The sequence below is a fragment of the Herbaspirillum sp. 1173 genome, assembly GCF_031455335.1.
Lineage (GTDB): Bacteria > Pseudomonadota > Gammaproteobacteria > Burkholderiales > Burkholderiaceae_D > Herbaspirillum > Herbaspirillum huttiense.
The window spans coordinates 94,326-118,420 of the sequence record NZ_JAVDSP010000003.1 but is presented as its reverse complement, the minus strand read 5'-3'; the positions used below and the strand labels follow the sequence as shown (position 1 = coordinate 118,420).

Below are 24,095 nucleotides of genomic sequence, written 5' to 3'. Positions count from 1 at the left end.
CATGACGCAAGAACAGGTGCGCGCCCGCGTGGCCGAGCTGTCGGCCTTCCAGGCCCCGCGCCGCGAGTCTCCCTGGCGGCGCGTGATGCGCCATTTCGTGGCCTCGCGTTCGGCCATGCTAGGGCTGGCGATCGTGCTGCTGCTCATCGTCGGTGCCATTGCCGCACCCTGGCTCACGCCGCAGAATCCGTATGACCTGGCGCAGTTGAACTTCCTCGACTCGCGCCAGCATCCAGGTACCCTCAATGGTGATGGAACGTTTACCTACTGGCTCGGGACTGATGGTCAGGGACGCGACCTGTTCTCGGCCATCATCTACGGCTTGCGCATCAGCGTGGGCATCGGTGTGGGCTCGGCCCTGATCGCAGGCGTGATCGGCACGCTCATCGGCTTGCTGGCCGCATATGCGGGCGGCAAGGTCGATACGGTGCTCATGCGCTTTGCCGACCTGGTGCTGTCCTTCCCCTCGATCCTGGTGGCGATGCTGATCCTGGCCTACGTCGGCAAGGGCATCCTCAACGTGATGGCCACGCTGGTGGTACTGGAGTGGGCGTATTACGCGCGCACTGCGCGCGGCCAGGCGCTGGTGGAACGGCGCAAGGAATACGTGGAAGCCGCAAGAGGCCTGAACCTGTCGTCCTGGCGCATCATGGTGCGCCACATCCTGCCCAACTGCCTGCCGCCGCTGATCGTCATCGGCACCCTGCAGGTGGCACGCGCCATCACGCTGGAAGCGACGCTGTCCTTCCTCGGCCTGGGTGTGCCGATTACCGAACCCTCGCTGGGCCTGCTCATCTCCAATGGTTACCAATACATGCTCTCGGGCGAATACTGGATCAGCTTCTATCCCGGCATCACGCTGCTGGTGGTGATCGTGGCCATCAACCTGGTCGGCGACCGCCTGCGCGACATCCTCAATCCACGGTGGCAGAAATGAGCGCGCTCACACTTGAAGTGCGCAACCTGCGCACGCATTTCTTCACGCCCGAAGGCGTGCTGCCGGCGGTCGATGACGTCTCGCTGTCGGTCGGCCGTGGCCGCATTCTGGGTCTCGTGGGCGAATCCGGATCGGGCAAAAGCGTGACCGGTTTTTCCATCCTCGGCATGGTCGATGCGCCGGGCCGCATCGTCGGCGGCGAGATCCTGTTCCAAGGCCGCGACCTGGTCAGCATGGACAAGACATCCTTGCGCGAACTGCAGGGCAACCGCATCGCCATGATTTTCCAGGACCCGATGATGACCCTGAACCCGGTCCTGAAGGTGGAAGCGCAGATGGTCGATGCCGTGCTGGCGCACAGCAAGGTCAGCCGCCAGCAAGCGCGCGAACTGGCGCGCGATACCCTGGGCATGATGGGCATTGCCAGTCCGGAAGAGCGGCTGCAGGCCTATCCGCATCAACTCTCGGGCGGCATGCGCCAGCGCGTGGCCATTGCCATCGCGATGCTGCACAAGCCCGACCTCATCATCGCCGATGAACCGACCACGGCACTGGATGTGACCATCCAGGCGCAGATCCTGTCGGAAGTGCAGAAGCTGGCGCGCCAGCATGGCACGGCGCTGATCTGGATCACGCACGATCTGTCGGTGGTGGCCGGACTGGCCGATGAAGTGGCGGTGATGTATGCCGGGCGCATCGTCGAGCAGGGCAGTGTGGATGCGGTGCTCGATGCGCCGCTGCACCCCTACACGCAAGGCCTGATCGGCAGCCTGCCCAGCAACAACCGGCGCGGTGCACGGCTGCGCCAGATTCCCGGGATGACGCCCAACTTGCTGCACCTGCCGCCGACCTGCGCCTTTGCTGCACGCTGCGAGCGCCTTTCCCAGCAGTGCCTGGTGGCCCCGGCGATCAGCGAACCGCTGCCGGCGCACCGGGTGCGCTGCTATCACCCGACCCCGAGCACACAGAGCAACGAGCACCATGGATAAGGCCGTCATTCCCCTGATCGAAACCCGTGCCGTCAGCCGTCGCTTCGGCGAGCGCCGCCAGGGCTGGCTGGAACGCCAGTTGCAGGCGCGCGGCTGGAGCCGCCCGCCGGCCGTCACCCATGCGCTGGACCAGGTGGACCTGAAGGTCTTGCCGGGTGAAGTGGTGGGGCTGGTCGGTGAATCCGGCTGCGGCAAGTCCACGCTGGGCCGGGTGGCCTGCGGCCTGCTCGATCCTTCCGATGGCCAGGTGCTGGTCAACGGCCGCGACCGCGCCAGCCTCAGCAGCAAGGAAGAAGCCGAGGCCCGGCTGCAGGTGCAAATGATTTTCCAGAATCCCTATGCCAGCCTGAATCCGCGTTTGCGCATTGATCAGATCGTGGGCGAAGCGGCGCAAGTGAACGGAAAGGTCGAGGGCGACCTCGATGCCTATGTCTGCCAGCAGTTGCTGCGCGCCGGTCTCGATCCGGCCCTGCGCGACCGTTATCCGCACCAGTTCTCCGGCGGCCAGCGCCAGCGCATCGGCATTGCGCGCGCGCTCGCGGTGCAGCCGCAGATGCTGGTGTGCGACGAGGCCGTGGCGGCGCTGGATGTGTCGATCCAGGCGCAGATCCTCAATCTCTTCATGGATCTGCGCGAGCAACTGGGCCTGACCTATCTTTTCATCAGCCATGACCTGGGCGTGGTGGAGCACGTGTCGGACCGCGTGGTCATCATGTACCTGGGCCGGGTGGTGGAGAGTGCGCCGGTGGGCGAATTGTTCGGCCAGCCCAATCACCCCTATACGCAGGCGCTGCTGGCCGAGGTGCCCCGCATGGGCGCGCGCAAGAAGGAATTCACCGCCATCAAGGGCGAGATCCCCAGTCCGCTGAACCCGCCGACCGGCTGCCACTTCAACCCGCGCTGCCCGCATGCCACGCAGCGCTGCCGTGAAGAGCAGCCGCTGTTGCGCGAGATCGCGCCGGGGCATATGAGTGCCTGCCATCTCAATGATGGCCGCTGAGATGATGTGAACCGATAGAAACGACAGAAACGAAGAACCGAGCAGTCAAGAACTTGGCACCCCCGCAGTGCTTCCACCCTGACCACAGAGGAACCCGACCATGAAGAAAACTCTCCTGACCCGCCTGCTGGCCGTCGCCCTGACCGGTGCCGCGCTGGCTGCCGCTGCCGATGCCGCGCATGCGCAGAACCTCAACATCGCCTTTGCCGATCCGCTTTCGTCGCTGGATCCGCAACTGAACAACCACGCCGGCGACCGTTCGGTGGACCTGCATTTCTGGGACCTGCTGGTCCAGAACGATTACAACAAGCTGGTCCCCGGCCTGGCCGTGAGCTGGAAGAACATCGACCCCAAGACCTGGGAATTCAAGCTGCGCCCCAACGTCAAGTGGCAGGACGGCAAGCCCTTCACCGCTGACGATGTGATCTTCTCCTACCAGCGCGCCCGTGCCGTACCGGGCAGCGTGGCCACCTTCGCCGGCTACTTGCGCACGGTGGAATCGGTCACCGCCAAGGATCCGCTGACCCTGGTCATCAAGACCAACATCCCCAACCCGGACCTGCCGCTGAACCTGGCCTCGGTGCACATCGTCAGCAAGCACGTGGGCGAAAAGTCCACCACCGAGAACTACAACAGCGGTGCGGCCGTGGTCGGTACCGGTCCCTACAAGTTCGTCTCCTACACCCCGGGCGACCGCGTGGTGATGCAGCGTAACGATGACTACTGGAACGGCAAGGCCGTGTGGGAAAAGGTCAACTACCGCTACATCAACAATGGCGCGGCCCGTACTGCCGCACTGCTGTCGGGCGACGTCGACGTGATCGACAAGGTGTCGGTGTCCGACCTGGCCAAGCTGAAGCAGTCGCCCAACGTCAAGGTCTACCCCTACAACGGCCTGCGCGTGCTGCTGATCCAGCCGAGTTTCCATGAAGGCCCCAGCCCCTTCATCACCGACAACAACGGCAAGCAGTTGGAGAAGAATCCGCTGCTGGACGTGCGCGTGCGCCGCGCCATGTCGCTGGCCATCAACCGCAAGGCCCTGATCGACCGCATCCTGCAGGGTGCGGCCACCGAAGCCAACCAGTGGATGCCGGCCGATACCTTCGGCTACAACCCCGAGATCAAGAACATTCCCTTCGACGCTGCTCAAGCCAAGAAGCTGCTGGCCGAAGCCGGTTTTCCGGAAGGTTTCAAGCTGACCATCCACGTGCCCAACGATCGCTATCCGCAAGCACCGGAAACCCTGCAAGCCGTGGCGCAGTTCTGGACCCGCATCGGCATCAAGACCCAGGTCGAAGTGCTGCCGTGGGCCTCCTATTCCTCGCGTGCCAACAAGAACGAGTTCGCCGTCTCGGTGCTGGCGTGGGGTAATGGCACGGGTGAAGCCAGCTATGCGCTGGTCAACGTGCTGGGCACGGTCGATCCCAAGAAGGGCATCGGCGCCTCCAACTGGAACCACTACAGCAGCCCGGCCGTGGACAAGGCCCTGGCCGATTCGACCGCTGAATTCGATGCGGCCAAGCGCGAAGCCATCCTGCGCGGCGCTGCCAAGACCGTCTCGGATGACGTGGGCGTGATCCCGCTGTACCACTACCAGAACATCTGGGCTGCCAAGAAGGGCCTGAAGGTCACTCCGATCAGCAGCGACCGCACGACGGCCATGATGGTGACCCAGGACAAGAAGTAAGGACATGCCCGACTTCTCCATCGAGGTCAGCCCGGCTGACGACCTGATCGACGTACCCCGCCGCATCATCGTGCGGGGTGCGCATCCGGGCGAGCCGGTGCGGATCTCTTCCTCCACCCTGCGCAACGGCGCGGAGTGGCGCAGTACGGCGTGCTACATCGCCGATGCCTATGGCCACGTCGACGTGAGCATGAATCCGGCCATCGATGGCGATTACTACGGCATCGATCCCATGGGTTTGCTGTGGTCGCAGAAGCCGGTGCAAGCCGGCCGCCGCGACAACTTCCACGCCGATGTCATGGCACCGCTGGTGACTACGCTGACCGTTTCCTCACTGGACCAGCCGGGCCTGGCCCCGTGCGCGCCGGCCAGTACCGAACTGGTACAGCGGCTGGCCGCTGCCGGGGTGACCCGGCGCGAGGTGCGGGAAGAGGGGCTGGTCGGTACGCTGTTCCTGCCGGCCACGCCAGGACCGCATCCGGCGGTGATGATCCTCAATGGTTCCGGTGGCGGCATCAACGAACCGCGTGCGGCGCTGTTTGCCTCGCGCGGGGTGGCCGCGTTTGCGCTGGCGTATTTCAAGGCGCCGGGCCTGTCGGATTACATTTCCAATACACCGCTGGAGTATTTCGAGCGCGGACTGGACTGGCTGCGTGCCGAGGTAAAGCCGCTGCACGATTTCGTCGCCATCAGTGGCCAGTCGCGCGGTGGCGAGCTGGTGCTGCTGCTGGGGGCGACCTTTCCGCAGAAGGTGTCGGCGGTGCTGGCCTATGTGCCCAGTGCGCTGGTACACAGCGGCCAGAATGCGGCCGATCCTGCCGTGGGCCGCGAAGGCCCGACCTGGCTGCTGCGCGGCCAGCCCTTGCCGCATCAATGGCAGGACAACCGCAGCGCCAGCTGGGTACCGTTTGACGAAGGCCCGGCACCGCATCGCCATGAACTGGCCATGCTGACTGCCTTGCAGGACGAGGAAGCGGTGGCGCGCGCCCGTATTCCGGTGGAGAAGATCGCCGGACCGGTGCTGTTGCTGTCGGCCACCGATGACGGCTCCTGGCCTTCCAGCCTGTATTGCGCGATGGTCAAGGACAAGCTGGCGGAAGTGTCGCACCCGTGGCCGGTGGTATGGCGCAACTATGCGCATGCCGGCCATTCGATCCTGTTCCCCTTCGTCCCGACCACGCAGACCACGTATGCGCATCCGGTGTCGGGGCGCATCAGTACCGGTGGCGGCGAACCCGCCGCCAATGCCCGCGCCGATCTCGACGCCTGGCAGCAGGCGCAGCACTTCCTGCGCGACGCGCTGGCCAGGCATTCATCCACAAAGGAAAACGCATGAGTACCCCCGTCTACGACATCAGCAAGGATGTCATCGACCAGCTGGCCGGCCTGGCCGCTGGCAGCCCCCTGCACGGCCTGCGCCATCAGCGCGACAAGGTGGCCGTGGCTTCGCAGGGCAGCTATGACACGCTGTTCGACCCGGCCCTGGAAGGCATCGGCCTGGATGAGCGCCTGCTGGTGGCGCTCTACGCTTGCCGCCTGGCTGGCGCATCCGATCTGGCCGCGCATTACCGCGCGCGTGCAGAAGCGGTACCGGCCGATGCTGCGCAACTGGCGGCGGCTGACAGCGGTGAGCCCGAGCAATTACCGGAGGGTCGTCTGCGCGCCATGCTGGTCTTCACGCGCGCGCTGACGCAGCGCCCGGTGGAAGGCGACAAGGCTGCGATCGAAAAGCTGCCGGCCGCGGGCATCAGCACGCCGGCGGTGGTGGCACTGTCGCAGCTGATCGCTTTCGTGTCCTATCAATTGCGCGTGGTCGCGGGTCTGAAGGCCATGCGTGCTGCGGCGGTCCAACAAGGAGAATCGGCATGAGCGAGATCATCAAGGCCAACGGTTTTACCAATGAGTCCCTGGAATGGGATGCCTGGCTGGACGTGATCCAGCTGGACGCGGCCAGCGAAGACCAGGTCAAGGTGCTGGAAGAAAGCCATCCCAAGGCCAAGACGTCGGACTACTACCTGTTCCTGGCGCACCAGCCCGATATCCTGCGCCAGCGTTCGGCGGCCTTCAACGCCATCATGTATGCGCCGGGTGGGCTCTCGCGTGCGGAGCGCGAATTGGGTTCGCTGGTGGTTTCGCGCATCAATGGCTGCGTGTATTGCGCTTCCGTTCATGCGCAGCGTTTCGAGCAGCTGGCCAAGCGTAACGATACGGTGCGCCAGGTGTTCGATACGCCTTACGGTGCCGGTGTGGATGCGCGCGAGCAGGCCATTGCCAAGTTCTCGGCCGAGCTGACCGAGACGCCGGGCGAGATCGGGGCGGCGCAGATCAAGGCCCTCTATGACGTGGGCTTGAGTGAACTGGAAGTGCTGGACCTGATTCACTCGGTGGCCATCTTTGCCTGGGCCAATCGCTTGATGCTCAATCTGGGCGAGCCGGTGTTTGCCGATGGCAGCCAGGCTGAGGCCAAGTAAATTATTTCCATGAGGAGACAGTGATGCACATTCCGGATCATCTGGTCTATGCCGAGACCCATGAGTGGGTCAAGCTTGAAGACGATGGCACGCTGACCATCGGTATTACCGATTTCGGCCAGGAGCAGTTGGGGCCGCTGGTGTATGTCGATATGCCGGCCGTGGGCAAGGTGTTGGCGAAGGGGGCCGAGTCGGGCATCGTCGAATCCAACAAGACGGCGTCGGATTTGCATGCGCCCGTTGATGGCGAGGTCATCGCCATCAACTCGCTGCTGGTAGAGTCGCCTGACGCCATCAATGGTGAGCCGTATGAGCAATGGATCTTCAAGCTCAAGCCGGCCGCGCCATTTTCGGCGGAGGGTTTTCTTGATGCGGCGGGTTACATCAAGCTGATTTCCTGAGGCGCTTTTTGCGTTCAGGAAGCCGATGCGGCGGCGCGGATATCGAAGGCGCCGCCGGTTTGGGCGCGGTCACGCAAGGTGACCGCGTTCTTGCCCAGCAGGGGGAAGACCAGTTCGGCAAAGCGTATCGCTTCTTCCAGGTGCGGGTAGCCGGAGAGGACGAAGGTGTCCACGCCCAGGTCCGCATATTCCTGCAGGCGTTCGGCGACGGTGGCCGCATCGCCAACCAGCGAGGTGCCGGCACCGCCGCGCACCAGTCCCACGCCGGCCCACAGGTTGGGGGCGATTTCCAGTTTGTCGCGGCGGCCGCCGTGCAGGGCGGCCATTCTTTGTTGTCCTACTGAATCCATCTTGGCGTAGTTCTGCTGGGCGCGGGCAATGTCTTCGTCGGTGAGTTTGCTGATGAGGCGTTCGGCGTCGGCCCAGGCTTCGGCCGTGGTTTCGCGCACGATGGCATGCAGACGCACGCCGAATCTGACGGTGCGGCCTTGCTTGGCGGCGCGTTCGCGTACGTCTTCGATCTTCTGTTTGACGGCGGCGGGTGGCTCGCCCCAGGTCAGGTAGGCGTCCACATGCTTGGCGGCGAGGTCGTGCGCAGCAGGGGAGGAGCCGCCGAAATACAGTGGGGGGTAGGGCTGCTGTATCGCCGGATGGAACAGCTGGCCGTTGCGGATGCGGAAGTGCTTGCCTTCGTAGTTGACGGTCTCGCCCTGCAGCAGCTTGCGCCAGATGGTGAGGTATTCGTCAGCAGCTTCGTAGCGTTCGTCGTGCTTAAGGAAGACGCCGTCGGCTTCCAGTTCCGTGGCATCTCCTCCGGGCACCACGTTGAGCAGGAGGCGGCCGTTCAGGGCCTGGTCCAGCGTCGCTGCCTGTCTCGCCGACGGGCCCGGGCCGCCCAGAGACGTCCTCAGTGCCACCAGCAGCTTGATGCGCTGAGTCACCGGGACCAGGCTGGCCGCCACTACCCATGGGTCCAGGCAGGACGCTCCCGTCGGGATCAGCAATCCATCGTATCCCAGCGCTTCACTGGTCACCGCTATCTGGCGCATGTAGTCCAGCGTGGGGGCTCGGCCGAAATCGGATTTGCCCAGGTAACGTGTGTCGCCCGACGTAGGGAGAAACCAGAAGAGTTCTAATGACATGCCAGAGTTTCCTTTTGCATTTTTCGCTTTGGCGTTATTAGAGCGCTCTGTTCTCTTTGTGGCTAAGAATGTTTTCTTCTTTGCTTAGTTGGTTTTTGGTTTTGTTGTCTTGGCTGCGTGCTTTTCTGGTTTTTTGGTATGGGGTAGTCTGCACGGAAATCTTTCCTGCGCTCTAGCTTAATTCTTATCACTCTCCGGTCGGGAGGACGCGCCGGGAGCGGCCCGGCAGCCGCTCACTTTTCTTGTCTCGCCAAGAAAAGTAAGCAAAAGAAGGCGACCCCAAAGAGCCAGCCCTCCTCCGGAGGGTCCCCGCCGCAGCGGAGCGAAAAGTGGGAAGGATAGAGTCGCTTCGCTCCGACTATCCTTCTGATCCACTTTTCGCTCCGCTGCGGCGGCTGGCTCTATGGGGACAACATCCCTACGGGCTCGCCTTCGGCCTCGCCGCGTCTCCGACTCGCCTTCGGCTTTGGGTTGGCTCGCCTGCGGCATCGACCTTTTGTTCGTTCCCACTCCCGCTCTGGGTTTTGGGTTTTTCCTTTTTTGTTCTTTTTTTTGTTTTTTTGTTTTTTTGGTTTTTTGGTTTTTGTTTAAATAATTTCCGTCCGTTCGTCCTGAGTAGTCGCGCAGCGACGTATCGAAGGCTAAAGAACGCCAAGGCAAAGCCGGAGGCAAGTAGGAGAGGGTGCGAGGCCGAAGGCGAGCCGTCTCAGTCGTCCGCATCTGCGCCGCCGCTTCAGTACCCAATAAAACGGATCAGAAAAATAACCGGAGCGAAGCGACTTTATTTTTCCCGTTTTATTGGGTACTGAAGCGGGGACCCTCCGAAGGAGGGCGGCGGAGTTGCGGTCGCCTTCTTTTGCTTACTTTTCTTGGCGAGACAAGAAAAGTGAGCGGCTGCCGGGCCGCTCCCGGCGCGTTCTTCCGACCGGAGAGGGAAAATAATTAAGCTAGAGCGCAGGACAGAATTCCGTGCAGACTACGCCAAACCTAACAACCAGAAAAGCACCCAGCCAAGACAGGACAAAACAAGACAACACAAAACCAACTCAACCACCGATCAAAGCCCCGCGATATTCCCCAAGCCATTTGGCAAACAATTGCGCCTCAGCTCCTGCCTGCAAGCTGATCCCGAGGTAGTAGGGTGCGAGGTTCAAGCGCAGATCAGGGAAGGGACAAACCAGCCGTCCCGAGCGCAGATCGTTATCCGCAAGTGATACAGGCGACAAGGCCACCCCCAGCCCATCCATGACCGCCTGCAATACAAAATGCACGTGATCGAAATGCAGCATTGCCTGGGAACGTGAGCGTTTCAGGCCGGCCAGCTTGCGCCAGTCCTCCCAGTCATTGCGCCGACTGCGCGACACCAGCACCGTATGCCGCGCCAACTGCGACACGTCCTCCAGCGGCATGGATTGCAGCAGCGCAGGAGAAGCCACCAGCACCAGCTCATCCTCCATGAACCGCTGCACCTTCAGGGTCTCAGGCCAATTGGTCTCTCCCCGCCGGATCGCGATATCAAACGAAGAGCCCGCCTTGCCCACGGTCGCCGTACTGGTCACCACCTGGGGCGCAATCCCCGGATACCGCTCCACGAAATCGGACAGATGCGGAATCAGCCAGCGCACCGCAAAGGACGGCCGCACATTGATGACCACCGTGCGCGTAGGCGCATCCCGCATCACCCGCCGCGCCGCATTGGCCAGAATATCGAGCGCCGGACTGGCCTCCTCGAAGAACTGCCGCCCACGCTCGGTCAGCAACACCTGCCGCGTACGCCGCTCGAACAAGGGCATGCCCAGATAGTCTTCCAGGTTCTTGATCTGGCGACTGACCGCGCCATGTGTGACATTGAGCTCCTGCGCCGCAAGCGTGAAACTCTGGTGACGGGCCGCTGCCAGAAAGGCGCGGATGGCATTGAGCGGAAGAGTGAGATCGGCCATGCGTCAAATATTATCACGCATGCCCGGAATTAATATCGTTTGTCAGCCCACCCCACGCGGCGCATCATCGGCCTCCATGACCACGCCAGACCACCGCCAGGCCGATATCGATTCGCGCCACGCCGCCATGTCGCTCTCGGCCGCCTTGCCCTGCGATATCGTCCTCTACCTGCTCCTCCCCATGTACGCCGCCCAGTTCCACGTCAGCCTCGCCGAGGCCGGCGTGCTGCTCGCGGCCAACCGGCTGGTGCGCATCGCCGGCTATCGCTGGGTCGCCAGCTTCTACGCACAACGCGGCGATCGCCCCACCTGCACCCTGGCTGTCTGCGCCGCCATCCTCTGCGCCCTCGGCTATACGGTCGCCAGCGGCTTCTGGGCCCTGCTGCCACTGCGCCTGCTGTGGGGTATGGCCTTCGCCGGACTCAACCTCTCCACCCAGGCCATGTCCACCGCCAACCCCCAAGGCGCAGCCCGCCGCTCCGGCCGCTCGCGCGGCGTCATCGCCATCGGTCCCATGCTCTGGCTGCCTGCCGCCGCACTGCTGGCCCCCCACATCGGTCCGCGCATGGTGTTCGCCCTGGTGGCGGCCACCGCGCTGCTGGGCCTGCTGGCCGCACGCCGCCTGCCTCAGCACGCCTACGCACCGCCCCAGCCACGCCGCTGGAAACTGCCCAATGCCCTGGACTGGTGGTCCTTCCTCGAAGGGCTGACCCTGGATGGCCTCTTCATCGTCGGCCTGGCCTACATGAGCAAGCAATCCTTCGGCGCTGATGGCGAACTGGTCGCGGGGGTATTGATGGCGCTGCGCTACGCGGGGGAAATCGTCCTCAGCCCCCTGGGCGGATGGCTGGCCGAGCGCTTCGGTGCGGTCAAGGTACTGGTGACGCTGTCACTGGCCACCTGCGTGGCACTGGTCGGCTTCGGCGGGGGATTGCTGTGGCTGTTCGCCGGGCTGATCGTGATCCTGCGGGCTCTGCAACTGCCGCTGCTGGCCCCCATCGTCGCCGCCCGCACGCCACCGGCGCAGCGTGTGCATGCGCTGGCTGGACGTGCGATCTGGCGCGATATCGGCGCAGGCATGGGGCCGATGCTGGCCGGCCTGCTGCTGCCGGTGATGTCATCCCTGTGGCTCTACAGCCTCGCGGCCTCGGCCCTGGCGCTGGCAGCCATCGCCTGCGGACGCCAGCCGGTACCCGTGCCGCCAGGGTCCCTCTCCGGTCAGCCCTGAGCAGGGCGGGGCGCGCTTTATGCGGTGAACAGATATCCATCTGCCCATTGCTTCGTTCACAGCAGCACGCAGCTTGACTAGCATGGCCCTGATCCCTTCCTTGCCGGACTCAGGAGCCTCCATGAACGATCACCACATCTACCAGGAACTCGGCCACTTCGCGACTGAACCGCTGCTGCCCGCCGAAGGCCGTGCCATCGGCGCTGCCTTCGTCATTGGCCTGTCCGTGCTGGGTACGCTGTACCTCCTGCAACACTGGCTGGGCGCAGCTGGTTGAACGAGCGGCTGGTCAGGGCTGGCGGCAGTCGCTCAGCATCTCCGCCTGCGAGATGTTGCTGCCCGCCGGCACGCTGTGCGTGAGCCACACGTTGCCGCCAATGACCGACCCTCGCCCGATGGTGATGCGGCCCAGCAGCGTCGCGCCCGCATAGACCACCACGTCATCCTCGACGATGGGATGGCGTGCAATCCCCTTGACCAATGAACCGTCCGGCTCCTGCGGAAAACGCTTGGCACCCAGCGTCACGGCCTGGTACAGGCGTACGTTGCGGCCAATGATGGTGGTCTCGCCGATCACCACCCCGGTGCCGTGATCGATGAAGAAACTCGGCCCGATCTGCGCCGCCGGATGGATGTCGATGCCGGTGGCCGAATGCGCGATGTCGGCAATCAGCCGCGCCAGCAGCGGTGCTCCCAGCTGATGCAGGGCGTGCGCCAGGCGATGATAGATGATCGCCGTGGTGCCCGGATAACACAGCAAAATCTCCGAAATGCTCGACGCCGCCGGGTCGCCGTGATACGCCGCCTGGATGTCGCTGACCAGGATGTCGCGCACGCCCGGCAACTGGTGCGCGAAGTCGCGCGTGATGGCCGTGGCACGTTCCCGCAGCAGACCATCCTCTTCCACATCGCTGCTGAAATACAGACTGCGCCGCACCTGTTCGCGCAGAATGGACAACGCAGCATTCAACTGGCTTCCAACGAAATAATCGATGGTCTCATCGGATAAATCGGTGTGCCCGTAATGCGTGGGGAACAAGGCGGCCTGCAGATGCTGCAACAGCTTCTGCATGGCTTCCCGCGAGGGGAGTTCGCGGATCTCGCCGCGGTAGCGGATCTTGTTGGTGACTTCGCGCGAGGTACGCAGGCCGGCGACCACGGCGGACAAGCCCAGGCCTGCAGACTCAACCGAGTCAGACAATGCGTTCAGTTCGGGGATGTAATCAGGTTCCATGCCCGCATGCTATCAAAAATGCGCGCGGGGTGCCGGACAGGGCAGGGAAGCCATCGAAGAGAAAAGCCAGGCGGGGAAACACGGGAAGAGAGATTCGCGGTGCCCAGTTCTATCTGAAAAGTGGCACCGCTGTTGAATCTGCTCTGGTCATGGACTGTACCCGCGAATGAAGGTTCCTGCAAAGTATCATTGCGCATATCCTCATGCGCATTTGATCTGCCGCAAATCCGCACCACGCTTGCCTGGCCAGCCGACGCCGTGAGACTTGATGAATATCTCACGACATGATGCATTTATATCATTCAGGAAAATCCTGACGCAAAAGCGCGTCACCTCAGGAAGCTCCCGATATTGGGTGGAACAACAAAAACTTAAAGTCTCGTCATACCAGCTGCAGCAAGAAGTCCGAGCGAGGGGCGAGGACCAGGCAGCCAAACCAGGAGAGACTCGATGTTCCACGCCAAGAAAAACCGCTTCGTTGCCGCCACCGTCGCCGCTGTCGTGCTGGCCTCCAGCGCACCGGCCTCGTTTGCCGCCACTGCCAGCGGTACGCTGACCATCAGCGCTTCGGTCGTGGCCTCCTGCACCGTGGTCGGTTCGGCCATCGCCTTCGGCGCCTACACCCAGAGCCTGGTCAACCAGTCCGGCACCATCACTGTCCTGTGCACCAACGGTACTGCCTACAACGTCGGTCTTGACGCTGGTACTGGAACCGGTTCCACCGTCAGCAGCCGCAAGATGAGCGCGGCCGGCGGCGGTACCCTGAACTACGCGCTGTACCGCGATTCGGCCCGCAGCAACAACTGGGGCTCGACCATCGGCACCGATACCGTCACCGGGACCGGCTCCGGCCTGACCCAGACGCTGACCGTCTACGGCCAGATTCCTGCCGCCCAGACCCCGTTGGCGGGCGCTTATTCGGACACCGTGACCGTCACGCTGACCTACTGATGTTGCGCCACATGCGGCAGCAGGCCAGATTCCCTGCGCCCATCGTGGCTTTTAGGGCCTGTTCACATTCAATCTGTGAGTGCGAGAGGTCGCCAAGCGTTGTCTGCCTAGGCGCGGCGACGCGCCGTGGTGGTGCCACGGCAAGGAGCTGCAACAACGGCAGGCGACGCTTGGCGGCCTCTCCCGGAGGGTTGCCTCCAGAAGGCGCGCTGGCCGCGTTGCACGTCAGGGCTGGTGGCACCACCACCAGCCCTGACGCGCGCCTTGCCAGCCCGCCTTCTGGGGGCAACGCATCTCACAGATTGAATGTGAACAGGCCCTAGTACCTCGATTACCGGGAAGCCCTGAGGGGGGCTTACTTTTGGGCGTACTTCCGCAAGGAGGTGCGCCCTTTTTTTGTTTGTGATGCAATACGGGCTCGATCCGACAGATCCAACAAGGGAGGCCTTTCCATGCGCGCACCGCGGTTTTCATCGTTCCACCTTGCGCTTCTTTCTCTGCTGTCCAGTCTGCTGCTGTCCGCCGCAGCGGCCCGTGCGCAAGTCCCGGTGCAGGTGCCGGCCGCCGTCCCCGTGCCGGCCAGTACTGCTGCCCCTTCGCCGGTGGCCAGCGACATCACCCGCAGTTGCGCGGCGGGCAGCGGCTGCGTGCTGACCTGCCTGAACATGGCGGCCGAAACGGTCATGACCGAGACCGCCACGCGCGCGGTCCGCATCATCTCGCTGGCCAACGGCAACAGCGAATTCCGCATGGACAACGGCAATGCCGGTATCAACGTGATCCTGGTCTCGCATGACAACCTGATGTGCAAGCTCAGCGGTGGCGTCTGAGCTGCAGTCAGACGAGGCTTCAGCTTCCCAGCAATTTTTCCCGTACTGATTCTTCCTCGGCATGGCTGGCACTGGCACGTGCCAAATCTGACAAGGACAGCACGCCGACCAGCTGTCGGCGTTCCGGTCCATTCACCACCGGCAGGCGCGCCACCCCTTGTCGCGCCATCGCTCCGGCAGCCGCGCGCGCACTCAGATGGGGCAGCAGGTAGCCGGCCTCGGCTTGCATCAGGGTGCCGCAGCCTGCGGCCGGATCGGCGGCCTGCAGGCGGCTCAGCGCAACCATGCCGAGCAGGCGGCCATGCGCCGTCACCGGATAGTAGCGATGCACACGCTCTGCCGCGCGGCACCGCGCCAGCGCTTCACCGGCCGGCAGCGCCGCTTCCAGCGCCTGCGGGGGGGACATCAGGTCTTCCACATGCACCCGTTCCAGCGGATCGACACCATATTCGCGATGCACATGCAGGCCGCGCCGTGCGATCTTCTCGGTCATGATGGAGCGCTTCATCGACAACACGTTGACGCCATAGGCAACGGCCGTGGTGGCAATCAGCGGTAGCAGCGCATTGCCCGCGTGGGTCAGGCCGAAGGCGAAGACGATGGCCGTCAGCGGCGCACCGAGCACGCTGCCCAGCACACCGGCCATGCAGACCAGCGGCCATAGTCCCGGCGAGCCGCCCGGCAGCCACGGTGCGAGCACCAGGCCCAGACCGGCCCCCATCATCAGCAGCGGTGCCAGCACCCCGCCCGAGGTCCCCGACCCCAGCGCCAGCAGCCAGATTACCGCCTTCACCAGCAGCAGCGCCAGGGTCGCCGACACCAGCATGTGCTGGTTCAGCAGGTCGGCGATGACGTCGTAGCCCACGCCCAATGCGCGTGGTTGCAACAACCCGCCGAGCCCGACGGCGATGCCGCCCAGCGCCGGCCACCACATCCAGTGCAGCGGCAAGCGATGGAAGCCGTCCTCAATGCGATACAGGGCCAGCGTCAGCAGCGCCGCCAGCACACCGCTGGCCAGGCCGGCGGCGAGGCAGGACAACAGGGCGATCGGCGCGGCCGGTGCCACTTCCAGCGGAAACAGCACGCCACCTTCCATCAGCCACGGCCGCAGGAAGCCTGCGATGGCGCAGGCCAGCGCGACCGGCAGCAGACTGCGCGGGCGCAGTTCGAACAGCAGCAGTTCCACCGCCAGCAGCAGAGCGGCCACGGGCGTGCCGAAGATCGCCGTCATGCCGGCACAGGCTCCCGCGACCAGCAGGGTCTTGCGCTCGGCCGCAGTCAGGTGCAGCCACTGCGCCAGCAGGGAGCCGAGCGAGCCGCCGGTCATGATGATCGGCCCTTCGGCACCGAACGGACCGCCGCTGCCGATGGCGATGCCCGATGACAGCGGTTTCAGCAACGCGACCTTGGGCGACATGCGGCTCTTGCCGAAGAGGATGGCCTCGATCGCTTCCGGAATGCCGTGGCCCCGGATCTTGTCGCTGCCGTAGCGCGCCATGAGTCCGACGGTGAGACCACCGATCACCGGCAGCAGGGCCGCCATCCAGCCCAGTGCATGCGCGGCAGGCGAACTGGCCTCGAAGGACAGGCGCTGGAAGTAGAACAGGTTGGTGAAGAGCGCAATGAGCTTGAGCAGCAGCCAGGCCGCGCCCGTGGACAGCGCGCCGATGGCCGCCCCGATGGCGCATAGCAGGGGCAGCCGCCGGTCGGCGGTGTAGTCGCGTTTGTGTTTCATTGAATGGCGAATTTGAGGGGTAGTGGTGACGACCTCATCGTGGAGAAGAAGTCGCATGGATAAAAGGATAGGGAATTAATATATCACAACGTGATATAAAATATTCGGCCAGGAAGAGGCCGGGTGTTGCATGCATGGCGCGACTTATCCGCTTTTCTTCTATGCACAGGAGGAATGATTCGTTCGCAGCATGAGGAGGGCTCGCTACCCTGTGAGCCAGGAAATATCGACCTCAACCATGAATGATGGAGTCCCCATGCCGCAGTACGAAGACAAACGCCAACGCGCCCTCGCCACCGTGGAATTGAACAGCAAGCGCCGCCGCCTCATCGGTGCCGGACTGGCCCTGGGTGCGGCCGGTGCGGCTGCGGCGTTCAGTCCGCGCCTGGCACACGCGGCCACGCGCCAGTTGCGTGTGGGTTATCAGAAAGGGGCGCTGAGCATCATTCGCGCCCATGGCACGCTGGAGCAGCGGCTGGCATCGCTGGGGGCGACCGTGAAGTGGGTGGAATTCAGTGCCGGCCCGGTGCAGCTGGAAGCGCTGGGGGCGGGCTCGATCGATTTCGGCGACGTCGGCGAAGCGCCGCCCATCTTTTCGCAGGCGGCCGGCACGCCGCTGGTCTACGTGGGCGCGACGGTGCCGCGTCCTTATGTGGAAGCAATCCTGGTCAAGGATGACAGCCTGCAGAAACCGGCGCAGCTCAAGGGCAAGCGCATCGCCCTGAACAAGGGTTCCAACGTGCATTACTTCCTGGTCAAGCTGCTGGAAAAGCATGGCCTGCAATACGGCGACGTGACCCCGGTCTGGCTGGCACCGGCCGATGCGCGCGCTGCGTTTGAACGCGGCTCGGTCGATGCCTGGGCGATCTGGGAGCCCTATCTGGCGGCCGCCCAGCAGACCCTGAAGGCGCGCATCCTGGCCGACGCCGACGGGGTGGTCAAGAATCGTGCCTATTATTTTTCGACCCGTGATTATGCGCGGGACAATGCCGACCTCATCCGCATCGCGCTGGAAGAGCTGGCCAAGGTAGATGAGTTCGCCAAGACGCGCCCCGATGACTACGCCAGCGAACTGGCCGGCATCCTGGGGCTGCCCAAGGGCGTTCTGGACGTGGTGGTGCGCCGCTACAACTACGGTACGCTGCCGATCACGCACGCCATTCTCGACGAGCAGCAGCAGATCGCCGATACCTTCCTCGATCTCAAGCTGATCCCGAAGAAGATCAACCTGCGCGAGACGGCACCACCCTGGCTGGCGTAAACCATCCGCGCACGGTTCGTCACACCATGAACAAGGCCGCCGCAGGAAAACCCTGCGGCGGCCTTGTCGTTCTCGCGTAGCGGTTGATCAGGCCTTGAACTGCAAGGCGTTGGTCAGGTCGCCCATGGGCTGCTGGCCGCGCGCGATCATGGCGTCGTCACGTTCCTTGAGGCCATTGAGCTTTTCCAGGCCGAAGGTGCGGGTGATGAGGCGCAGGATGGAGGCGGTGTCATAGACGGTGTGATCTACCGTCCCCTTGCGGGCGAAGGGCGAGATCACCAGCGCGGGCACGCGCGTGCCCGGCCCCCAGCGGTCGCCCTTGGGCGGGGCCACGTGATCCCACCAGCCGCCGTTCTCATCGAAGGTGATTACCACCACCATGTTCTTCCACTGCGGGCTGGCCTGCAGGCTCTTGACGATGTGGGCGATGTGGCGGTCACCCGAGGCGATGTCGGCGTAACCGGCGTGCAGGTTGAGGTTGCCCTGCGGCTTGTAGAAGGTCACCGGCGGCAGGCGGCCCGCCTCGACATCGGCCAGGAAGCGGTTGGTGCGCGACTCGTCGCCCAGGCCGCCATCCCGCAGGCGCTTGTTGCGCTCGGCCGGATTTTCCGGACCCAGGTTCTTGAAGTAGTTGAAGGGCTGGTGGTGATACTGGAAATTGGGAATCTTGGGGATGCCCTTGGAATCCTTGAACTCATCCAGCGTGGCCTGCCATGCACCCGCATACCAGGCCCAGTCGATGCCCTTCTTGTTGAGCTTGTCGCCGATGTGTTCATGCGTCTGCGGCACCAGCACGCTGGGCTGGTTGGGTTCGGCGTAGGCCGGATTGTTGCGGTCGCGGCTCCAGGTCGGCCAGTACGGCGGGGCCATGGTGTTGACGGCGTAGCCGTCCGGCGTCAGTGCGCTGGGGCCGAACTTCGGCGGACCTTGCAGGGCGCTGGCCGGGCTGCCTTCGGCCGGCACCAGTTCCGGCGAGAGCGGATCATTGTTTTTGGTCTTGGCCACTTGCGTGCGTGAGACCGAGCTCATCACGTTCGGATAGTAGGGCGCAGTGGCGCAGATCAGGTACTGGTGGTTCAGGAAGGAGCCGCCGAAGGCCCCCTGGAAGAAGTTGTCGCACAGCACGAATTCGCGCGCCACGTCCCACAGGCGCAGGTTGTAGCGGGTGTCCGCATAGTGGCCCATGGTCAGGCCACCGGAATCGGCCCAGGCCACGAAGCCATCGTTCTTGCCGCCGTTGATCTGCATCTGGTTCTGGTAGAACACGTGCCACAGGTCGCGCGTGACCAGGCTCAGCGGCAGCGCTTCGCCTTGCGGGCCCTTGAGCGCATAGGGTGCATTGGGCAAGCTGGTCTGGTATTGCTTGCCGCCGGCATAGTTGACGCCTTCCACGCTCTGGTCCTGGATCAGCACGCCGTTCCAGGCGGGCGGCAATTCCTTGAGCAGGCTGCCGTCGCGGTCACGCTGCTGGTAGTCCGAGGGCTTGAGCGAAGAGAGCGGCTTTTCCAGGCCGGGGAAATCGGCGAAGAGATTGTTGAAGCTGCGGTTCTCGGCGTAGATCACCACGATGGTCTTGACGTTCTCGCGCAGGGCGCGGTCCAGCGCGGCGGACTCGGCCGGGTTGCCGCTGGGGTAGGGCACCGGTCCCTGGCCTTCGGTGGCGCAGGCGGCCAGGGTGGTGCCGGCACCGAGGGCCGCCATGCTGCCCAGGAAGCGGCGGCGGCCGGGTTGTTGCGGGATAGGGGGTGTTTCGCTGGACGCAGGCTGGCTGCCGGCGATGTCGTCGTCGTGCTTGCTCATGGATGAATTTCCTGTCGGATATTGTTGTGGGGTTTGGCGCGTTGCGGGGGCAGCATAGCGCGACCGTATGACAAGGATGTGTCTTTTCCATCATGCTGGCAATCAAGAAAGTGACGAAACCGGCACCAAGAGACAGTGAAAGTTTGAGTAAAAGAAACGCTAGGATGGTGCTCATGCGTGGCGAAGGCCATAAAATGCGTCGACCGCACCGGTTGGGGCCACGCATCTCGCGGCCCGGCGACCGGGTCAGGTGAGTCCGGCAGGCCAGGGGATGGCCGGTTCGGCGCTCATGTCAAGGCGGTCTTGTTTGACGAGGGAATCATGGTGCTCAAAACTTTTCAATACCTGCTCATCGGTGCGGGCTTCAGTGCGTGCATGGTGTTCATGCTGGCGCTCGCCATCACGGAGCCGCTGACCTAGTGGCCTGGCGGCAGGGCCGGACGCGCAGTCCGGCCGCCCATCATCAGTACGTCCTATTTGCCTTGCAGCACCGGTTTTCCTGACCGGTTGACGGCGATGAACAAGGCCATCAACCCGACGAACGCGCCGAACAGCAGGGTGGCGTTCAGGATCACGCGCGGATAGCCGAGCGCGTTGACGTCGATGAAGGGGTAGGGATAGAAGCCCGACAGTGCCCCTCGCCACAGCGTCACCATCAGATACCCCAACGGGTAGACCAGCCACAGCAGTGCCTTCTTCAGCGAGGCCTGGAATACCGGCACGAAAAAAATCCAGTACACGATCGCCAGCAGCGGCACCACCGTATGCAGGCTCTCATTGACCAGCGCGCGAAAGCCGGTAGGCGTCCACAAATGGCGCAGCAGCAGGTTGTAGGCGATGCCGACGAAGGCCAGGTACGTGACCACGGCCGAGATCACGGTGGGCTGCCGGAAGAAGCGGCTCATGGGCGATCTCAGCGAGAGCGCCAGCGAGGTAAAGCACAGCGCGCTCATGAGGATGGTGAGGTTGGTCAGGTACATGGTCAGCCGGTCCAGGCCATCCAGGATGCCGCCGCCGCGTGCCAGCAGGCGGTTGATGGTGATGTCGGTCTGTGCCACGAAGGCGAACCAGCTGATCACGGCGATCAGGCCGGCGACCGTGCGGGCTGCAGCCGAGTGGCGGCGCGCCGGGAAGAGATGTGCGCCAAAGGAATCCAGCGATTCCGGCGAGGGGATCCTGTCGTTGCTCATGGTGTGGTCTGCGGGAGGAGAGAGGGCTGCTGCCGCCGGACGGGTGGAGCTCCGGCGGCAACCGGCAATGGCTCCATCATAAATCGGGCGGGCATGGTTGTGCTTGCCGCATGACATTCATTTTCAACGCTTACATCAAGACACATCGCCGATGCCCTTTGCGAGGGGCCTGTCGCATTCATGGTTGCGAGAACGCATGGCGGATGCGGCAGGCTCCTTCTTCGGGATGAAGCTGGCTCATCCATGCGGTGAATTGTGCTCATCAATGCGCTCAGTGGGGGAAGAGTGTGGCCTTGAAAGGTGGGGGAAATTGACCGGTTGAATTTCTAAGTTTTTTCTCTGTTGCAGCCGATCGATGTGGCCGCACCAAAATGGGAGAGGTTCTCTACAAGCCATATCCGGAGCGGACTTTGCGGAAGAGGGTGTCGCCTTGTGGCGACGCATGCTCTCTAACAACTGTTACATTTTTTTTAGTTACAAGGCGCTTCAAAATATAAATAATTTGCCCTGTATTCGCTGTGTATTCACTGCAGAAAAACGGTGCTTCCGGCGATGCATTCACTGTTACAAATTTGCGGTGAACTTTGCAAAAGGCATCCTGCCGAATCGCACAGGTTTCCTCCCGGACAACGCTTGGATGCTTCGCGTTCGGGCAGTCCATTCCCCTCTCATGGACCTCGGGAGGAGCCGCTTCCGTCGACCTTGTCGACGTTCCGACGCGCCGCTCGTGTTGCCGGTCTTTCCGATGATCGTGCAGGGCGGCCTGGCACCGCGCAGGCGGTGTGCGTCATGACGCTGTCGTGCGCACCTTGGCGCAGGCTTATTTTTCGCGCGTAGATTTTTACGCATCAGGCACTACCATTTCAGGAGATCACATGCTTCGCTCGGAATCCCTCTTCGGCAAACGCGAAACCAGTTCGACCAATTCCCCGTTCAGCAGTGCGGGCAACGTCTCTTCTACTACAGGCGGCAATGTGACCAGCGTGAACAAACCTACCCAATATCCTTCTTCCGTCTCCAATACTGCGCCTGCGGCGACCGAGGAGAGCGGCAGCAAGCTGACCGTCGGCCCCAACATCAAGGTCAAGGGCGAGATCGAGGACTGCGACACGCTCGTCGTCGAAGGCAAGGTGCAAGCCACGATCAACTGCCGTGTGGTGCAGATTGCCGAGCGTGGTGCCTTCAAGGGTTCTGCCGAAATCGACCTGGCCGAGATCCGTGGCGAGTTCGATGGTGATCTCACCGTGCGCCAGAAGCTGGTGATCTATTCCAGCGGCAAGGTGACCGGCAAGATTCGTTACGGCAAGCTGGTGATCGAAGAGGGTGGCCAGTTGGCCGGCGATCTGCAGGTGGGCGGCGGTCACGAGCAGAAGGATCTGTTGCAGAAGACCGCATGAGCTCCCCTGCGGGTGGTGCCGAAGTCGCAGTCTCGCGCGCCATCCGGTGAGGAGGCCTCTTGAGGCCGGGCCAGTGGTGTGTCTTGCTGGTCTTGTTTCTTTTTGGAAATAATTTTCGGGGCGAGGCGCGATTTGTTGTCAAATCGTGCCGATCTGCCGTGATTTTTGTCGGAATGACCTCGCTTTGACGCGTCCGGCGTGCGTTTGCGCGTGCCGGATTTGTCCGCATGGCCCGGCCGTGCGACAATAGCGCCTTTCGTCCTTTTGCCCGAAAGCCGGGCCGGTAGCGTCCCTGCGTGGGGCTGCCGACGGGACGCTGGCGCTTCTCGGTTTCATTCCTCAGTTCACTCATGGCTCACCCGGAATACATTCTTACCTTGTCCTGCCTGGACCAGCGCGGCATCGTGCATCGCGTCTCGGGCTTCCTGGCCGATCACGGCTGCAACATCATCGATTCGGCGCAGTTTGGCGATGCGCAGTCCAAGCTGTTCTTCATGCGCGTGCATTTTTCTTCGGAAGATGCCGGGGTGTCGGATGCGGCCTTGCGTGCGGATTTCGGCGTGCTGGGCGATTCGCTGCAGATGAACTGGCAGTTGCATGATGCGGGCAAGAAGCCGCGTGTGATGCTGATGGTGTCCAAGATCGGTCACTGTCTCAACGATCTGCTGTTCCGCTACAAGAGCGGTTTGCTGCCGGTGGAGATTCCGGCGATTGTCTCCAACCATACTGATTTCTATCAGCTGGCTGCGAGCTACAACATTCCTTTCCATCATCTGCCGCTGGCTACCGGCTCTTCCATCGAGACCAAGCGGGCCCAGGAGCAGCGGATCATGGAAATCGTCGATGCCAACCAGATCGATCTGGTGGTGTTGGCGCGTTACATGCAGATCCTCTCGCCTGAGATGTGCGAGGCCTTGCGCGGACGGGCGATCAATATTCACCACTCCTTCCTGCCTAGCTTCAAGGGCGCCAAGCCTTACTATCAAGCGCATGATCGTGGCGTCAAGTTGATCGGGGCAACCGCGCACTTTGTTACCGGCGACTTGGATGAAGGTCCGATCATCGAGCAAGGCGTCGAACGCGTCGATCACTCCATGGGGCCGGATACCCTCACCGCCATCGGACGCGATATCGAATGCGTCGTGCTGGCGCGCGCTGTCAAATGGTTTACCGAGCATCGTATCTTGCTCAATGGACATAAGACCGTGATCTTCAACTGATCCGCTGCTTGTCTTCGCCTTGGACGCCGTCCGGCCTTTGGTCGGGCGGCGTTTTTGGTTTTGTTTTTGGTTTTGGTTTTGTTGTCTTGGCTGAGTGCTTTTCTGGTTGTGCGGTTTGGGGCAGTCTGCACGGGATTTCTTCCTGCGCTCTAGCTTAATTCTTATCTTTCTCCGGTCGGAAGGACGCGCCGGGAGCGGCCCGGCAGCCGCTCACTTTTCTTGTCTCGCCAAGAAAAGTAAGCAAAAGAAGGCGACCCCAAAGAGCCAGCCCTCCTTCGGAGGGTCCCCGCCGCAGCAGAGCGAAAAGTGGGAAGGATAGAGTCGCTTCGCTCCGACTATCCTTCTGATCCACTTTTCGCTCTGCTGCGGCGGCTGGCTCTATGGGGACGGCACCCCCCACGGGCTCGCCTGCGGCCTCGCCACATCTCCGACTCGCCTTCGGCTTTGGGTTGGTTCGCCTGCGGCATCGACCTTTTGATCGTTCCCATTCCCGCTCTGGGTTTTGGGTTTTTCCTTTTTTGTTCTTTTTTTTGTTTCTTTGTTTTTTTGTTTTTTTGGTTTTTGTTTAAATAATTTCCGTCCGTTCGTCCTGAGTAGTCGCGCAGCGACGTATCGAAGGCTAAAGAACCCCAAGGCAAAGCCGAAGGCGAGTCGGAGGGGGGGCGATGCCGAAGGCGAGCCG

22 protein-coding genes are annotated in these 24,095 nt (G+C 62.9%); 15 read left to right on the top strand and 7 right to left on the bottom strand.

The genetic code is table 11. From position 1 onward, the window contains the following. The first annotated feature begins 1 nt into the window (after position 1). The 8 genes from J2X56_RS12430 (at position 2) to gcvH (ending at position 7,485) form a co-directional block, all read left to right on the top strand. Entirely contained in the window at positions 2 to 937 is a 936-nt protein-coding gene (locus J2X56_RS12430) for an ABC transporter permease (protein WP_406540740.1), read from the top strand. After that, the gene (locus J2X56_RS12425) at positions 934 to 1,926 is read left to right on the top strand and encodes an ABC transporter ATP-binding protein (protein WP_121038722.1); all 993 of its coding nucleotides are present in this window, start codon (positions 934 to 936) and stop codon (positions 1,924 to 1,926) included. Before J2X56_RS12430 ends, J2X56_RS12425 begins: the two co-directional genes overlap by 4 nt. Next, positions 1,919 to 2,926, top strand: a complete 1,008-nt coding sequence (locus J2X56_RS12420; RefSeq protein WP_134134902.1) for an ABC transporter ATP-binding protein — start codon at positions 1,919 to 1,921, stop codon at positions 2,924 to 2,926. Before J2X56_RS12425 ends, J2X56_RS12420 begins: the two co-directional genes overlap by 8 nt. Before the next feature lie 100 nt (positions 2,927 to 3,026). After that, positions 3,027 to 4,613, top strand: coding sequence for an ABC transporter substrate-binding protein (locus tag J2X56_RS12415; protein ID WP_121038728.1), 1,587 nt, complete (start codon positions 3,027 to 3,029; stop codon positions 4,611 to 4,613). A gap of 4 nt (positions 4,614 to 4,617) precedes the next feature. Further along, positions 4,618 to 5,949 carry an acyl-CoA thioesterase/bile acid-CoA:amino acid N-acyltransferase family protein gene (locus J2X56_RS12410; RefSeq protein ID WP_310160556.1) on the top strand — a complete coding sequence of 444 codons (1,332 nt, stop codon included), beginning with the start codon at positions 4,618 to 4,620 and terminating at the stop codon, positions 5,947 to 5,949. Further along, positions 5,946 to 6,482: a CMD domain protein gene (locus tag J2X56_RS12405; protein WP_121038734.1), complete on the top strand. Its 537-nt coding sequence runs from the start codon at positions 5,946 to 5,948 to the stop codon at positions 6,480 to 6,482. The genes J2X56_RS12410 and J2X56_RS12405 overlap by 4 nt, the downstream gene beginning before the upstream one ends. Beyond that, positions 6,479 to 7,084: a peroxidase-related enzyme gene (locus tag J2X56_RS12400; protein WP_121038737.1), complete on the top strand. Its 606-nt coding sequence runs from the start codon at positions 6,479 to 6,481 to the stop codon at positions 7,082 to 7,084. Before J2X56_RS12405 ends, J2X56_RS12400 begins: the two co-directional genes overlap by 4 nt. A 23-nt stretch (positions 7,085 to 7,107) precedes the next feature. Next, positions 7,108 to 7,485, top strand: a complete 378-nt coding sequence (gcvH, locus tag J2X56_RS12395) for a glycine cleavage system protein GcvH (protein ID WP_121038740.1) — start codon at positions 7,108 to 7,110, stop codon at positions 7,483 to 7,485. A 14-nt stretch (positions 7,486 to 7,499) separates the two neighbouring features. Here gcvH and ssuD read toward each other — a convergent pair whose 3' ends face one another. Both ssuD and gcvA read right to left on the bottom strand, forming a co-directional pair. Next, positions 7,500 to 8,627: an FMNH2-dependent alkanesulfonate monooxygenase gene (gene ssuD / locus J2X56_RS12390; RefSeq protein WP_039787651.1), complete on the bottom strand. Its 1,128-nt coding sequence runs from the start codon at positions 8,625 to 8,627 to the stop codon at positions 7,500 to 7,502. 1,046 nt (positions 8,628 to 9,673) lie between these two features. After that, positions 9,674 to 10,567 carry a transcriptional regulator GcvA gene (gcvA, locus tag J2X56_RS12385; protein ID WP_209582866.1) on the bottom strand — a complete coding sequence of 298 codons (894 nt, stop codon included), beginning with the start codon at positions 10,565 to 10,567 and terminating at the stop codon, positions 9,674 to 9,676. Between the two features lie 76 nt (positions 10,568 to 10,643). Between gcvA and J2X56_RS12380 the strand changes: the two genes are divergently transcribed. Beyond that, on the top strand, positions 10,644 to 11,795 hold the full coding sequence (locus tag J2X56_RS12380; protein WP_310160555.1) for an MFS transporter: 1,152 nt from the start codon (positions 10,644 to 10,646) through the stop codon (positions 11,793 to 11,795). Between the two features lie 121 nt (positions 11,796 to 11,916). Continuing rightward, positions 11,917 to 12,072 (top strand): hypothetical protein, encoded by a 156-nt coding sequence (locus J2X56_RS12375; protein ID WP_310160554.1) that lies wholly within the window; start codon positions 11,917 to 11,919, stop codon positions 12,070 to 12,072. Positions 12,073 to 12,084: 12 nt separating this feature from the next. Here J2X56_RS12375 and epsC read toward each other — a convergent pair whose 3' ends face one another. Then, positions 12,085 to 13,029, bottom strand: coding sequence for a serine O-acetyltransferase EpsC (gene epsC / locus J2X56_RS12370; RefSeq protein WP_121038749.1), 945 nt, complete (start codon positions 13,027 to 13,029; stop codon positions 12,085 to 12,087). A gap of 450 nt (positions 13,030 to 13,479) precedes the next feature. Here epsC and J2X56_RS12365 point away from each other — a divergent pair, with 450 nt between their 5' ends. Further along, on the top strand, positions 13,480 to 13,980 hold the full coding sequence (locus J2X56_RS12365) for a spore coat U domain-containing protein (RefSeq protein WP_121038752.1): 501 nt from the start codon (positions 13,480 to 13,482) through the stop codon (positions 13,978 to 13,980). A gap of 452 nt (positions 13,981 to 14,432) precedes the next feature. Next, a complete protein-coding gene (locus tag J2X56_RS12360) occupies positions 14,433 to 14,810 on the top strand; it encodes a hypothetical protein (RefSeq protein ID WP_121038755.1) in 378 nt (125 codons plus the stop codon). Positions 14,811 to 14,829: 19 nt separating this feature from the next. On the opposite strand, the gene J2X56_RS12355 is transcribed toward J2X56_RS12360, so the two are convergent. After that, the gene (locus J2X56_RS12355; protein WP_310160553.1) at positions 14,830 to 16,545 is read right to left on the bottom strand and encodes a chloride channel protein; all 1,716 of its coding nucleotides are present in this window, start codon (positions 16,543 to 16,545) and stop codon (positions 14,830 to 14,832) included. A gap of 256 nt (positions 16,546 to 16,801) precedes the next feature. On the opposite strand from J2X56_RS12355, the gene J2X56_RS12350 reads away from it, so the two are divergent. Then, positions 16,802 to 17,806 (top strand): sulfonate ABC transporter substrate-binding protein, encoded by a 1,005-nt coding sequence (locus J2X56_RS12350; protein WP_121038761.1) that lies wholly within the window; start codon positions 16,802 to 16,804, stop codon positions 17,804 to 17,806. Between the two features lie 87 nt (positions 17,807 to 17,893). On the opposite strand, the gene J2X56_RS12345 is transcribed toward J2X56_RS12350, so the two are convergent. The 3 genes from J2X56_RS12345 to J2X56_RS12335 form a co-directional block, all read right to left on the bottom strand. Continuing rightward, positions 17,894 to 19,606: an acid phosphatase gene (locus tag J2X56_RS12345; RefSeq protein WP_121038764.1), complete on the bottom strand. Its 1,713-nt coding sequence runs from the start codon at positions 19,604 to 19,606 to the stop codon at positions 17,894 to 17,896. Between the two features lie 473 nt (positions 19,607 to 20,079). Next, positions 20,080 to 20,796: a Pr6Pr family membrane protein gene (locus J2X56_RS12340; RefSeq protein ID WP_121038768.1), complete on the bottom strand. Its 717-nt coding sequence runs from the start codon at positions 20,794 to 20,796 to the stop codon at positions 20,080 to 20,082. A 385-nt stretch (positions 20,797 to 21,181) separates the two neighbouring features. After that, positions 21,182 to 21,457: a hypothetical protein gene (locus J2X56_RS12335; RefSeq protein WP_134040135.1), complete on the bottom strand. Its 276-nt coding sequence runs from the start codon at positions 21,455 to 21,457 to the stop codon at positions 21,182 to 21,184. A 214-nt stretch (positions 21,458 to 21,671) separates the two neighbouring features. On the opposite strand from J2X56_RS12335, the gene J2X56_RS12330 reads away from it, so the two are divergent. Further along, positions 21,672 to 22,193, top strand: coding sequence for a polymer-forming cytoskeletal protein (locus J2X56_RS12330; protein ID WP_039787631.1), 522 nt, complete (start codon positions 21,672 to 21,674; stop codon positions 22,191 to 22,193). A 350-nt stretch (positions 22,194 to 22,543) separates the two neighbouring features. Next, positions 22,544 to 23,413, top strand: coding sequence for a formyltetrahydrofolate deformylase (gene purU, locus J2X56_RS12325; protein ID WP_121038771.1), 870 nt, complete (start codon positions 22,544 to 22,546; stop codon positions 23,411 to 23,413). Positions 23,414 to 24,095 lie beyond the last annotated feature (682 nt).